Origin of the sequence: Mucilaginibacter oryzae (assembly GCF_003148845.1) — a bacterium.
Lineage (GTDB): Bacteria > Bacteroidota > Bacteroidia > Sphingobacteriales > Sphingobacteriaceae > Mucilaginibacter > Mucilaginibacter oryzae.
The window spans coordinates 1,244,709-1,259,500 of the sequence record NZ_QGHA01000001.1 but is presented as its reverse complement, the minus strand read 5'-3'; the positions used below and the strand labels follow the sequence as shown (position 1 = coordinate 1,259,500).

Here is a 14,792-nt window from a genome sequence, read left to right as displayed (position 1 = left end):
TGTTAAGTTGATCCCGGCTAACAGGAAGTGGCCGGGATTTTTTTGTGCATAGCCAAGCCCCACCCAAACCCTCCCCGGGAGGGAGGGCTTTAAGAGAGAATAATTTTATTTGTACATTACTTTTTTAAGTCTCCCCTACCGGGGGAGATTTAGAGGGGGCTTTACCGGGGGCTTTACCGGAGGCTTTAGGGGCCTCAGGCGGCTGAAAATATTATTCATCCCCTCAAACAAGCAGGGCTCCATTCGGTTAAGTTTTTTGTAAATTTAACAAAGCACAATGTGCGGTAAATAACTATGCTAAAAGCAATAAAAGAAGAACGTACCCTAAAAGAAAACCTGATGCTGGCCTCATCCACCGCATTTGTAGCAGGGGTTACCAATGTAGCGGGGATGCTGGCATTTTTGGTTTTTACTTCAAACGTTACCGGGCATGTGGCTAACCTGGCTAAGCATATTGTGGAGCAGAACTACCACCAGATGATCATTTTCGTGGTATGGCTGCTGATGTTTTTTGCCGGGGCCTTTGTATCCAGCTTTATTATCCGCTCCTTTAATGATAAAAGCAGGTGGCGGGCAAATTCAACACCGATGGTAATAGAGGCTGTGATACTGCTTGCAGTTGCCGTTTACGGGCACAATTTTTACCGGGAAACCGATACCGAGCGCGAGATTGTGATCTGCGCTGTTTTATTTTCGATGGGATTGCAGAATAGCCTGGTATCTAACATTTCGGGCGGGCTGATCAAATCAAGCCACCTTACCGGTTTGTTTACAGACCTGGGCAGTGAGGTGGCCGAACGCCTTCATCCCACAACCGGCGACGTTAAGCCGGTAGAACATAAAATCCTGATCAGGTGTACCGTGCTTGGTTTTTATTTATTTGGCGGATTGATTGGCGGTTACTTTTTTAACCTGTACGAGTTTGCCATATTTTACTTCATCCCGCTTATTTTACTCACCATTATGTATTATGACGTTTCGCCGCTTGCTTTGCATAAACTAAGCCGTATGTTTGCATTTGGCAAACGCCAAACCGCATCTTAAAACACCAATTTAATTATATGAGTGCTCAAATTCACGACACCAGCCACATCACTTACGAAAGCTTACTGGAAGGAAACAAAAAGTTTATTGAAAGTGCTTTAGCCAACGATCCGGAATATTTTGACAAACTGGCTAACGGACAAAAACCGCCCATACTTTGGATTGGTTGTGCTGATAGCCGCGTACCTGCCAACCAGATTACCAATACCGCCCCGGGCGAGATATTTGTGCACCGCAATATCGCCAACATGGTAATCCACTCAGACATGAACATGCTGAGCGTGCTTGACTACGCCGTGAATGTGTTGAAGGTAAAACACGTAATTGTTACCGGCCACTACGGTTGCGGTGGCGTTAACGCTGCCATGGGTAACAACCAGTTTGGCCTGATTGATAACTGGCTGCGCCACATTAAAGACGTTTACCGCTTACACGCCGATGAGCTTGATGCCATTGAAGACGAAACCGAACGCAGCAACCGCCTGGTTGAACTGAATGTGATAGAAAACGTAGCTAACCTATGCAAAACCTCCATCGTGCAAAACGCCTGGGCAAACGGTCAGCCGCTTTCGGTGCATGGCTGGGTTTACAGCTTGAGTACCGGCTTAATTAACGATATGAAAGTAAGCACCTCCAGCAATGCCAATATGGATGAGGTGTTTAAGTTTAAATAAGCCCCCCGGCCCCCTGAAGGGGGAGGAATAGTGGAAAAAAAGCGATGGATTGTAATTGATTCATCGCTTTTTTTTGAAAATGTTGGCCCACAGCGCAAGAATTGATTTGGAGTGGGGAGAAATGTCAGTTCGTGTTGAGTTAAACGGAACAAAAAAGCGATGAGGCAACCACCTCATCGCTTTTAAATTTTATACGCTTTCCCACCCCCTTCAGGGGGCCGGGGGGTTACACCTCTTTAGCCAAAAACGGATACCTGTAATCCTTTGGCGGATCAAAGGTTTCCTTAATGGTGCGTGGCGATACCCAGCGCAACAGGTTAATCATCGAGCCGGCTTTATCATTGGTGCCCGAACCCCTGGCGCCGCCAAATGGCTGCTGACCAACTACCGCGCCTGTAGGTTTATCATTAATGTAAAAGTTACCGGCAGCGTTACGTAAACGGGTGGTAGCTTTTTCAATAGCGTACCTATCCTGCGAGATAATTGAACCGGTAAGCGCGTAGATAGAAGTTTTATCTACCACTTCAAGGATCTCATCAAACTGATCATCCTCATACACATAAACGCTCAGTACCGGGCCGAAAAGCTCTTCGCACATGGTTACGTAGTATGGGTCGTTAACTTTTAGTACGGTTGGCTCAATGAACCAGCCCTGGCTTTTATCGTAGTTACCACCGGCAACAACCTCAACACCTTCGTCGGCTTTGGCGGCGTCGATGTATTTGGCCAGTTTATCGAATGATACTTCGGTGATTACCGCGTTGATGAAGTTTTCAAAATCTTCTACCGGCCCCATTTTAAACGAGGTGATGTCGCGCTGCATGTTTTCTTTAACCGCAGGCCATAACGAAGCCGGGATGTAGGCGCGCGAAGCAGCCGAACATTTTTGTCCCTGGTATTCAAAAGCACCGCGCACAAGGGCGGTGCTCACCACATCGGCATTGGCGCTTGGGTGGGCCAGCACAAAGTCTTTACCGCCGGTTTCGCCTACAATGCGTGGGTAGGTTTTGTATTTATGGATATTGGTGCCGATAGTTTGCCAGATGTTTTGGAACACTTTGGTGGATCCGGTAAAGTGGATGCCTGCAAAATCGGGGTGGTTGAAAATCACTTCGCCTGCAACCGGGCCGTCAACATAAATCAGGTTGATTACGCCATCAGGTACGCCGGCTTCTTTAAATATCTTCATGATCACGTTGGCAGCGTAAATTTGCGGGTAGGCAGGTTTCCATACCACAACGTTGCCCATCATGGCTGCCGATGCAGGCAGGTTGCCCGCGATAGCTGTAAAGTTGAACGGCGTAAGCGCGAACACGAAACCTTCCAGCGGGCGTTGCTCCACACGGTTCCAAACACCTTTGCCCGATACCGGCGGCTGTTGTTTGTAGATCTCGGTCATGTACTCCACGTTGAAACGCAGAAAGTCAACCAGCTCACAAGCCGAATCGATCTCGGCCTGGTAGGCATTTTTTGACTGGCCAAGCATGGTAGCCGCATTAATTTCGGCACGGTATGGCCCGGCAACCAGTTCGGCAGCTTTCAGAAAAATGGCGGCACGTTGTTCCCAGGCCAGGTTTTCCCAGTCGGCTTTGGCTGCAAGGGCAGCATCAATAGCGGCGGTAACATGGCTCGCGTCGCCTTCGCTGAAGGTAGCCAGTAAGTGTTTATGATCATGCGGCGGACGGATCTCCAGTTTGGTGTTGGTACGCACTTCCTTGCCGCCAATGTACATAGGTATATCAATCTGCTGCGCGCGACCGGCCTCTAAAGCGGCCTTCAGCGCAACACGCTCTAAACTCCGCGGACCGTAATTTAATACGGGCTCATTAACCGGAGCCGGAACATTAAAAAATCCTTTTAGCATAGTGGGTAATTTATGTGGATGCAAAGATAGGGATTTTGCAGGGGATGGGGGAAGGGCTGAAAAAATCAGCTAATCCAACGGTTAACAGAACTGTGAATTAAGTTAGCCCATATCTCTTCATCATCTGCAGATTGGTTATTAATGATAATCGAATCCAAGTAGTTCTTTAAATCACTTGGTTGATTAAATGAACGACTTTTTGCTAAATTTAAAAATACGATAAATTGAGCTAAGTTCATTGGTATTATTTTCGTTTTTCCACCGTAGGCCTTTGTATTGAACCTGTTTAGGTTGAAGAAGTGGGCTAACGCCCCTTCGCTGATTTTAGGTGCAATAAATAGACAGTATACAGGCTTTGACGAATTGCTTTGAGCTTTTCCGAAATGTCTCGCAACGGGTTCACCTTCCATTTCGTATTGTTTGTTGCCTGTTGACATGGTTACTTCAATGATGAGTTTAAAATCTATGTAGTCAATTTCTATATCGGCCATATTACCAAGGGCTGTATTTAGTGGAACCCCATCCAAATCAATTGCGAAATTGCCCTTAACTTCTTTTGCATAATTCATCATAACAAAAGCTCTCCAAATATTCCATTCTAAATAGAGAGGTGGATCCGGAACTTCACGTTTAATGATTTTTTCAAAAACATCGATAACATCTGGAAACTCTCTGTAGTTTTTGAGAGCTGCTTTTTGTTCATCAACTGCAATGGAAATTATTTGTTGTTCTGAGATTTCCAAAAGTTCTTTCAAAAGTTCGATATTTAAATTCTCGTCAAATTTGATAGATAGTCTTGATAGCCGATTTTCAAGATAACTCCTGTTATCAGTTAATAATAAAAGTGTGGAAGGGGTAAAAATGTAATTTTTGAAATCTCCTTCCGTTGCGAATATTAATGCTTGTCTTTCGGTGTTTTCAAGGATATAATCAACCTCTTCTATTCTTGAGGGGGCAATAATCATTCTAAAAGTTTTCTTATCAAATGATACGAGTTGCGTGGCTCTTAAATACCTTATAAGCGCATCTGCATAATCAATGTGATTGCTTTTTTTAGTTTTTAGAAATTTAGTAATGGTGGCATCTCCGCTCTCTCGGGTTTTTAAATTATTTGCAATAATATCAGCTTCGTAGATTTTTAATATTTCCTCAGTAAAACACTTATCGATGTATGTTTTTCTGTTTCCGGTGGAAGCTTTTACGTCGTTTCTATATGCTTTTATTTTGTCAGCTATAAGCTGAAATTTAGTGTAATTGGTCATTTGAACAAAGAACATCGCAATTTCAGTTTTTGACAAACTTCCTAATTTCTTGGTAAGCCGTAATAACTCCAAATATGGACGAACATTAAAGTCTGCTTCCAAAGGCGTCTTATGATATGGAGAAGGTAATTGAAACTTAAAAAGCTGTTTGGCTATAATCTCATGTGTTCTTTTTCCTTCTAATAATCTTTTCCCGGCTTCAGTAAGCTTTATTTTAGGTTTTAAGTCGACAAATCCTAAAGCTTTAGGTGCACGTGTTATTCTATCCCGTGCAGCAAATGGAATATCGCCGGGCAGTTTATTTCCCTCATAAAATTCTGAATTAAACAAATCATGAAAGAAGGCCGCTTGCGTTGATGTATCCCATATTTGACCATCAAAATTATCAACAAGTATTTGTATTTCAGGAATTATTTTTTCTATTGTTCTTGGAGAAGTAAATGCAAAAATAGTTCGTAAGTTACTTAAATTAGCCATTGCCAAATAGTTTTGTCATTGCTTCATCATTCCCCAAAAGAGATGATTTTTGATAAATATCGGTTTGCGTATTCAAAAAATGCTCAATTCTTTCTTTGGAAAAAGAAATGGATTTTTCCGATATATCACAACCTAAAAATTTGCAATTGTTTTTTATCGCGGCAATCGCCGATGACCCGCTACCAAGAAACGGATCGCACACTACAAAATCTTTCTCGGCACTGCCCTTTAGCATAAGTTCGAAAACTTCAGTGGGCTTTTGTGTTGGATATTTTGAAGCGACAACTCTTTTAATTCTCCATACATCTGGAATATTCTTTGAATTTAAAGGACGCTTACCTTTACTCGCAAACATTATAAATTCGTGTCTTCTTCTAAAATAATGCCCAAGCCCTATATTTACTTTATCCCAACATAGAATATTTTTGACATCAAATACATCTCTAACTATAGGTGCAAGTGTTAACAACGAATACGAATCAAACATGATGTAGATATGCCTGTTCTTTTTTAATACCCTGTTGCATTCTTTCAAAAAAGCTTTGTAGTTTTCTTCAGTATCGTGAAATTCTTCAAACCATTTTGCATCGCTTTTACCGGCGTCACTATATTTTCCAATTATCTTGCCTTTTCCGAATTTTAATTTTTGATTCATTCCCGAATAGGCTGGATCAGTAATGATAACATCTACACTCGCCGTAGGAAGGTTTTTAAGGAAATTTACAGAATCATCCCGGAAAATAGATATCCGTTTATTTTCACTTTCAAAAACTGGTTTGTCTTTAACTTCAATTTTATTCCCATTTAATATGAGCACGGGTTTATGCACATCATCCGTTTCTTTCGAATAAAAATCAAAAATAGTTTGATAAGTTCTGTCAGATATAGCTCCGTTTTTGCCAATTTTGATTTTGTTGTTGAGCGCATATTCAACAATTTCTTCTTCGACTATAGAAAATTGTTCCTGAATATCTTGTATATAATAAGCCATTAGTTTAAAATCGAAATTGTCACAAATTTAATGTAAAACCATCAAGTAATTAAGGGTTTAATTTGATTGTATGGAATTGATGTAATTTATATAAGGATTATATTGTAAACTTATGTTAACCCAACTCTTCCCCCAGTCAAATAATTCTGGTTCATTAAATCACAACTTTGCATTAATGATATAGAGATAAGGGTTTTGCGTTGCAAAACCCTTATCTAAAATGCTATTTAAAAGTCCCCCCTTCAGGGGGCGGAGGGGGCTTAAACCACCATATTAACAATGCGGCCTTTCACCACAATCATCTTCTTAGGAGCTTTACCATCCAAATATTTCTGTACATCGGCATTGGCCAATACAAACTCTTCGGTACCTTTTACATCCAGGCTGAGCGGGATGCTCAGGTTCATTTTCATTTTACCGTTGATAGAGATGGGGTAAGCAAACTCATCTTCCACCAGATATTCCGCGTTAAATTTAGGGAACGGCGCATAGGATAAAGTACCTTCGGCATTACCTAATAACGACCATAGCTCCTCGCAAATATGCGGCGCGTAAGGCGACAGGATAATTACCAGATCCTGCAATACCGCACGGTTATTGCATTTCAGGTCGGTTAGTTCATTTACAGCGATCATGAAGCTGGAAACCGAAGTATTGAACGAGAAACGCTCAATATCTTCTTCCACTTTTTTGATGATCTTGTGCAGCGATTTTAGTTCGGCTTTGGAGGGCGCGGCATCACTTACGCCAAATTCCCAGGCATCGTTATGGAATAACCTCCAGAATTTGCGCAAAAATTTAAACACGCCTTCAATGCCATTGGTATTCCATGGCTTGCTCTGCTCTACTGGACCCAAAAACATTTCATACATACGAAATGTGTCTGCTCCATATAAGTTAACAACTCCCTTAATTACTTTCCCGTCCGGACGGGTTATATCATCTGGATTTACAACGTTCCATTTTGATTTCGACATTTTTTCAGTTTCATGTTTAACTTTAAAAATGCCATCTCCAAATGCTTCACCTTCCCAAAAAACGAAATTGGCGCCAAAGAAAATCGGGTCTTTATAACCGCTTCCTATTGGATGTTCTATATATTCTTGGATATTTAAATTTGCGTTATCGACAACTTCTATTGGGGCATGAAGCTCAACTACATTTTTTTGCAATCCGTATTGTTTCACTACCTCGTAATCAAAAAAGACCACCCCTGGTTTTCCTTTAAAATCGGCGTAATTAGGGATAACTTTATTCGCTATGTAATGAGCGACAGTCTCGGGATCATTGCCAAAATCAGTTCTGTCTTGTAATCTGAATAGGAAACTTGATTGCCCCTGAATCATCCCCTGGTTAATCAGTTTTTTGAAAGGCTCTTCCTCAACAACCAGGTCCAGATCTTTCAAAAACTTGTTCCAGAAACGGCTGTACAACAGGTGGCCGGTAGCATGCTCGCTGCCGCCGATGTACAGATCCACATCTTTCCAGTATTCAATGGCTTCTTTCGATGCAAATTCCTGATCGTTATGGGCATCCATATAACGGTACCAGTACCAGCTTGAACCGGCCCAGCCCGGCATGGTGCTTAGCTCGTAGGGGTAGGCCTCGACAGCCCCCTCGGGCCTGTAGCTCCAATCCTCAGCGCGACCAAGTGGTGGTTCGCCGGTTTCGGTTGGCAAGTATTTGTCAATCTCAGGCAATAGCAACGGCAAGTGGCTTTCATCAATTAAATAGGGTAAACCATCTTTAAAGTAAACCGGTACCGGCTCGCCCCAGTAACGCTGACGGCCAAAAATGGCATCGCGCATCCTGAAGTTCACTTTAGCCTTACCTGCACCAATCTCTTCCAGTTTGGCAACTACGGCAGCGGTAGCTTCTTTATAAGTTAACCCGTTGATGAAATCGGAGTTGATGTATTTCCCTTCTTTGGTCGGATCGGCCTCGGTTTCGATATTTTGGATATCGATAATGGGCACTATCGGCAAATTAAAATGCTTTGCAAACAGGTAATCGCGCTGATCGCCGGATGGTACGGCCATAACCGCGCCTGTTCCGTAGCCTGCCAAAACATAATCAGCAATCCAGATCGGGATCTGCTCACCGTTTAGCGGGTTCAATACATAGCTGCCGGTAAACGCGCCTGATACAGTTTTGGCGTCGGCCATCCTGTCCAGTTCCGATTTCTTTTTGGTTTGGGCGATGTAGGCTTCAATCTCCGCTTTTTGTTCAGGAGTGGTTAATGAAGCTACCAACTCGTGCTCAGGAGCAATTACTAAAAATGTAACACCAAAGATGGTGTCAACGCGGGTGGTGAAGACTTCGATAGCCCCCTCTAAATCTCCCCCGGTTGGGGAGACTTCATTTAAAGCCCTCCCTTCCGGGGAGGGTTTGGGTGGGGCTGCTATGGGGAATTTAACCGAAGCTCCTATACTCTTCCCAATCCAGTTCCTTTGCATTTCTTTCAAAGGTTCGGGCCAGTCGATAGTATCAAGGCCTTGCAGTAACCTTTCGGCATAGGCGGTGATGCGCATGCTCCATTGGGTCATTTTCTTTTGCTCAACCGGGAAGCCGCCGCGCTCGCTGAAGCCGTCTTTCACTTCATCGTTAGCCAATACGGTACCCAATGCCGCGCACCAGTTTACCGTGCTTTCGCGCAGGTAGGTGAGGCGGTATTTTAATAATTCTTCCTGCTGTTGCGTATTGCTGAAGGCTTTCCATTCATCAGCGGTAAAGGTTAAGATCTCGTCGTCGCATACCGCATTGATGCCTGCCGAGCCGTTGGCCTCAAAGTGGGCCACCAGCTTATCTATCGATTGGGCTTTATCGGCATCCTTATCATACCAGCTGTTAAACAGCTGCATAAAGATCCACTGTGTCCATTTATAATAATCGGGCGAGCTGGTGCGCACCTCGCGGCTCCAATCAAACGAGAAGCCGATCTGGTCCAGCTGGCGGCGATAGGTGGCAATATTATCTTCGGTGGTGATGGCCGGGTGCTGCCCGGTTTGTATGGCGTACTGCTCGGCCGGTAAGCCAAAGCTGTCGTAGCCCATAGGGTGCAGCACGTTAAAGCCTTTAAGGCGTTTGTAACGTGCAAAAATATCAGAAGCGATATAGCCCAGCGGGTGCCCTACGTGCAGGCCCGCCCCAGATGGGTAGGGGAACATATCCAGCACATAATACTTGGGTTTTGCTGATTTATCTTCGGCCTTGAAGGTTTGGTTTTGGGCCCAAAACTGCTGCCATTTTTGCTCTATCTCTTTAAATTGGTAGTCCATTGTACGTTTTACACTGTGAAATTGCGAAAATAATCATTTCCCTATTAGTTTAGTAGTTATTAGTGGATTAGTTATTGGATGGATCGTGTTTTTTAGCAACGCCTGGTGTATCGCCGCCTGGTTACCTTATGTGATTCTTTAATACACTAAACCTAACCTTTGTCCGGGTTATCCGTAAAAGCAGTTAAAGCTGCTGGCTTTTACACCGTAATCATTAAATATTTTGAAAATTTCTTTAATTATCTGATAATAAGTTAACTTTGTTCGGAAATAAAATCCTAAACATGAAACACAATTACAAAATCATTGTACTGTTGCTTGCCGTAATTACAGCGGTTTACACCTCGTGCCACAAGCTTGATGTGCCTCAAAACAATCAAAGCACCGTTAGTAAAAAGGAAGCCAGCGTTCAGATAGCGCAAAGCCTTGTAAGTATTTTTAACCCGGAACATGGCGGTTTCGATTTTAAAGCAGGCCTTACCATCCCTTCCGATCTGACGATGAACAAAAAAGGTAAGATCAGGATCCAGTCGGTTAATTCAACACCCGAGTGTGGCGCCAAGCTGGATACTACCGTTACATTTAGCCTTAGCGACAGCGATACTTCAAAAATCGATTTATGGCTGAAGGTTAATTACCAGCTTGTTTGCACTAACGGCGTTCCTTCGGGTTTAACCGCACGCGATAGTTTAGCTATGACGATAGTAAGCGGTGAGGTTAAAGCTGATGCTAAAGTTGGTCAGAACCTTACTTTAACAAGCCTTAACCCCGGTGTTGCAAATTCAGCTTATTCGTTTGATGGCCCGGTAAACTCATATGCTAAGGTAACTTACAAAAAGCCGTCAACTTCAGAGCCCAACATTGAGGGCACATTTAATTACACGTTTAAATCCATCATTGTTGATCCGAAGAAAGACCCTGATTTTATCACCGGCGGCTCGGCAACTTTTGCAAGTAGAGGAAGCATTGGCAAAAACGTTTGGAATTACAAAGGTACCATCAAGTTTTTAGGCGGGCATAAAGCGCTCATCACGATCGACGGTACGGCTTACACTGCCGATCTGCTGACCGGCGAAGTAAACTAACCCGGAATACAACTCATTTAAAATGGCCTGGTACCGCATGGGTACCGGGCTTTTTTATGCAGGTTAATGGCTTAAGTTTTGATGCGGTTTGCTTGTTTCAAAGCCGGGATCTTCTCCATCGTATACGAAGCTGCCATTAACGGCATGTTTGGTGATTAATTTTTAAATATCGCGGTTGATTTGGGGATTATTTTCTACATATTTTCCTCAAAATGGGCAATATGTGCCTTGGCGGTGTAGCGATTTCTCAATTCAAAAAATAAAGGGAATATTAAAATTAATACTAAATAGCCTCGTAATTAGCTTTAATTATCAAGCTACTCAGGTTTAAAGTTTCAATATGGTATGCTTGTTGACTTGAACGGGTAATATCTAAACTTTAATATACCCGATATGAAATTAACCTTACGCGGCGTGTTACCTCTACTGGCAGGTATAGCCTTCCTGTATTCCGCTTGTACCAAAACCCAAAACACTGTAAACCCTGCTTCGGGCGATAAAAAAGCGAGCGATAACGTTGCAAGTTCGGCCATTGCCAGCAACCTTGCACAATCATTGGCCGGCGCGTTTGGCGGCGCAAGCATTAAGGATGGTGTTACACCATCAACCAACGCAACATCAAAAATTAAAGTACAAAGCAGCGATTACCGTTGTGGTTTTTATATTGATACAAGCCTTAACCTTACTTTTAACCAGGGCGACAGCCTTAAAGCAACCAAAACCGGCGGCGTTAAATACTATTTTGTATGTAACGATAACAAAACCATTGGTTATGATTCGGTAGATTCATTGAATACCGTAGGCAGCGGTCCGGGCTTCTCTTATGTTTACAACATTGTACAGAAGTATAAAGTTCGCGGCCTTAATTTCAATAATTCGAACTTTTCGCTGGATGGGCCTATGAAAGCCTATATCGATAACGAATATCCAAAGTACAAAACCTTTAGCCGGGTACACAATACTTACGTGTTCAGCAACCTGTATGTACATGGCGATGATAATTTTGATATTACCAGCGGTACAGCTACTTTCCGTTCGGAAGGGAAAACAAACGGCGGCGGATGGGATTACAGCGGTACTATCACCTTCCTGGGCAACCACAAGGCCAAACTGTTTTTCCTGAACAAAACATTCCTGATCAATATGCTTACCGGCGAGGCTACGCCTGTGTAAAAAAATTACACTATAATAATTAAGCCCCGTGCCGGATTTCCGGTACGGGGCTATTTTTTTGCGGCAGATAGAATAACTTATTATATTGCCCCAAAGCGCTTCTATAGCTCCCCTTTTTAGGGCATAGCCGTCAAGTTTAATGAATCAACCTTTTAAATCCCCTCTTGAGAGGGGGCGCGGTGGGTAAAAGCGAGAGCAGGGGTGTGTTATACGAGGGATAAACCTCTGGTAACACACCCCTCCACCCCTCTCAAGAGGGGAATCGCACAATCCACTGCTTTTTGCTTAGGTTGACGGCTTTGGTCTTTTAGGGGGCCGGGGGCACCAATTGATATGAAACGCCTATTCTCCAACCTAACTGTACAGGTACTTATTGCTATTGCCCTTGGGGTAGTGGTGGGTTTGTACTTTAAAAGTTTCGCGCCAACAGCCGAGCTGATCAGCAAAACATTTATCAGCCTGATCACCATGCTGATAGCGCCCATCATATTTTTAACCATTGTGTTGGGCATTGCCGGCATGAGCGATATGAAAAAGGTAGGCCGGGTTGGCGGCAAAGCTTTGCTGTACTTTGAAATTGTTACCACCTTTGCGCTCATTATCGGCGTTACGGTAGCTAACATCATTAAACCCGGTGCCGACTTTGAAAACCATGCCGTTAAAATGGACACCACTAAACTGGCCGTTTATGAAAAAGCCGCCGCCGAAATGCATTGGGGTGATTTTTTGGCCCACATCGTCCCTTCAAATATGTTCAAAGCCTTTGCCGAGGGCGATATTTTACAGATCCTGTTTTTTGCCATTTTGTTTGGGTTTGGATTGAGCAGGATGGGAGAGGCGGGGCAATCGGTAATTCAGTTATTTGATAAGCTATCAAAGGTGTTTTTCAATATTATGAAAATAGTAATGAAGGTTGCGCCTATAGGGGCCTTTGCAGGGATGGCTTTTACGGTGAGCAAATACGGCATCCAAACGCTTAAACCCCTGGCCTTACTGATGGGTTCGGTTTACCTTACCATGACCTTGTTTATTTTTGTGGTGCTGAACATCATTTGCAGGTTGTTTAAATTCAGTTTGTGGGAATATTTGAAATACATCCGGCAGGAAATTTTGATTGTGCTGGGCACCTCCTCGTCCGAATCGGCATTGCCTGCCATGATGGAGAAACTGGAAAAGTTTGGCTGCTCCAAATCGGTTGTTGGTTTGGTAATCCCCACAGGATATTCGTTTAACCTCGACGGAACAACTATTTACCTTTCCATGTGCGTAATTTTTTTGGCGCAGGTATTTAATATCCCGCTCTCGCTGGGGCAGGAGCTTACTATCATCGGTATTTTGATGATCACCTCCAAGGGCGCGGCGGGTGTTACAGGCAGCGGCTTTATTGTGCTTACCAGTACGCTCACAGCAATTAAAATTATCCCGGTTGAGGGTTTGGCTATTTTGATCGGGGTAGACAGGTTTATGTCGGAAGCGAGGGCGATCACCAACGTGATTGGGAATGGAGTGGCTACTATTGTGATTGCGAAGAGCGAAGGGGAGTTTACCCCGAAGGAGTGATTTCGGAATTCGGATATTCGATTTCGGATTTTGTTTCTGGGATTACACCGATTGATTTTTGATTTCACCGATTTTTGACCATTGATTAGAATGATTACGTTGATTTCGCTTATTTTTTGAACTGCTGAGCAAATTAAAAATTTTGTCTGAACTCGAATTAATCGAATTAAGGAATGGGCAGAATGCTAAGCAAATTCTAAAAATTCAAATAATTCCCCCAAATTCGGGTTCAGACAATAAAACAAATCACCGTTCAAACAATCCTCCTTTCCCCTCACAGTCACTTTTATATTAACATATAAATTTAGATGCCAATAAGGTTTGACATTCGGGCAAAAACTTTAGCTTTGCCGTACTAAAACGAAAAAACCAATGAGTGTACTCGTAAATAAAGATTCAAAAGTTATTGTACAAGGTTTCACCGGTAAAGAGGGTTCATACCATGCCGAGCAAATGATTGCTTACGGCACCCAGGTAGTTGGTGGTGTTACACCGGGTAAAGGTGGTCAGAGCCATTTAGACAGGCCGGTTTTTAACACGGTTAAAGATGCCGTAGTTGCTACCGGCGCGGATGTATCGATCATATTTGTACCTCCCGCCTTTGGCGCTGATGCCATTATGGAAGCTGCCGAAGCCGGTATTAAGGTTATTGTTTGTATCACCGAAGGTATCCCTACCAAGGATATGATTGCGGTTAAAGAATATTTATCGGATAAGGATGCACGCCTGATTGGCCCTAACTGCCCGGGTATCATCACTGCCGATGAAAGCAAAATTGGTATCATGCCGGGCTTCATCTTCAAAAAAGGTAACGTAGGCGTGGTTTCAAAATCAGGTACTTTAACTTATGAGGCGGTTGACCAGGTGGTTAAAGCCGGTTTAGGTATCACCACAGCTATCGGTATTGGCGGCGACCCAATTATTGGCACCCCAACCAAAGAAGCTGTTGAATTGTTAATGAACGACCCTGAAACCCACGGCATCATCATGATTGGCGAAATTGGCGGTAACATGGAAGCTGATGCTGCCCGTTGGATCAAAGAAAACGGTACTAAACCGGTTGTAGGCTTTATTGCGGGCCAAACTGCGCCTCCGGGTCGCCGTATGGGCCACGCCGGCGCTATTGTTGGTGGTGCAGATGATACTGCTGCCGCTAAAATGAAAATTATGGCCGAGTGCGGTATCCGCGTTGTAGAATCACCTGCTGAAATTGGTGCTGCTATGGCTGAAGAATTGGCTAAGTTAGCTTAAGGCTGAGAGCCTAAAGCGGAAAGCTTTTATAATATTGAAAATCCCGGTCACCATGTTGGCCGGGATTTTTTTATTTTTATGCAGATATAACAAGCCTTATTACAATGGATAATATTAGAATAAGATGCCCAAA

Annotated in this window: 10 protein-coding genes; 6 read left to right on the top strand and 4 right to left on the bottom strand. The window is 43.4% G+C overall.

Features of this window, described 5'->3' with window-relative positions; all coding sequences use genetic code 11:
- Positions 1-294: 294 nt before the first annotated feature.
- Both LX99_RS05485 and LX99_RS05480 read left to right on the top strand, forming a co-directional pair.
- Entirely contained in the window at positions 295-1,044 is a 750-nt protein-coding gene (locus LX99_RS05485; protein ID WP_022833757.1) for a YoaK family protein, read from the top strand.
- Between the two features lie 17 nt (positions 1,045-1,061).
- Positions 1,062-1,718 (top strand): carbonic anhydrase, encoded by a 657-nt coding sequence (locus LX99_RS05480; RefSeq protein WP_022833756.1) that lies wholly within the window; start codon positions 1,062-1,064, stop codon positions 1,716-1,718.
- Between the two features lie 226 nt (positions 1,719-1,944).
- Here LX99_RS05480 and pruA read toward each other — a convergent pair whose 3' ends face one another.
- The 4 genes from pruA to LX99_RS05460 form a co-directional block, all read right to left on the bottom strand.
- Complete coding sequence (gene pruA, locus LX99_RS05475) at positions 1,945-3,582, bottom strand: L-glutamate gamma-semialdehyde dehydrogenase (protein ID WP_109606913.1); 1,638 nt, start codon at positions 3,580-3,582, stop codon at positions 1,945-1,947.
- Between the two features lie 65 nt (positions 3,583-3,647).
- Entirely contained in the window at positions 3,648-5,321 is a 1,674-nt protein-coding gene (locus LX99_RS05470; protein ID WP_109606912.1) for an AlwI family type II restriction endonuclease, read from the bottom strand.
- Entirely contained in the window at positions 5,314-6,312 is a 999-nt protein-coding gene (locus tag LX99_RS05465; protein WP_109606911.1) for a DNA-methyltransferase, read from the bottom strand. The genes LX99_RS05470 and LX99_RS05465 overlap by 8 nt, the downstream gene beginning before the upstream one ends.
- A 260-nt stretch (positions 6,313-6,572) precedes the next feature.
- Positions 6,573-9,590 (bottom strand): leucine--tRNA ligase, encoded by a 3,018-nt coding sequence (locus LX99_RS05460; RefSeq protein ID WP_109606910.1) that lies wholly within the window; start codon positions 9,588-9,590, stop codon positions 6,573-6,575.
- A gap of 284 nt (positions 9,591-9,874) precedes the next feature.
- Here LX99_RS05460 and LX99_RS05455 point away from each other — a divergent pair, with 284 nt between their 5' ends.
- The 4 genes from LX99_RS05455 to sucD all read left to right on the top strand — a co-directional run bounded on the left by LX99_RS05455 (position 9,875) and on the right by sucD (position 14,659).
- Entirely contained in the window at positions 9,875-10,675 is an 801-nt protein-coding gene (locus tag LX99_RS05455; RefSeq protein ID WP_109606909.1) for a hypothetical protein, read from the top strand.
- Between the two features lie 393 nt (positions 10,676-11,068).
- Positions 11,069-11,848: a hypothetical protein gene (locus tag LX99_RS05450; protein WP_109606908.1), complete on the top strand. Its 780-nt coding sequence runs from the start codon at positions 11,069-11,071 to the stop codon at positions 11,846-11,848.
- 333 nt (positions 11,849-12,181) lie between these two features.
- Positions 12,182-13,408, top strand: coding sequence for a C4-dicarboxylate transporter DctA (gene dctA / locus LX99_RS05445; RefSeq protein ID WP_109606907.1), 1,227 nt, complete (start codon positions 12,182-12,184; stop codon positions 13,406-13,408).
- A gap of 372 nt (positions 13,409-13,780) precedes the next feature.
- Positions 13,781-14,659, top strand: coding sequence for a succinate--CoA ligase subunit alpha (gene sucD, locus LX99_RS05440; protein ID WP_109606906.1), 879 nt, complete (start codon positions 13,781-13,783; stop codon positions 14,657-14,659).
- The last annotated feature ends 133 nt before the right edge of the window (positions 14,660-14,792 follow it).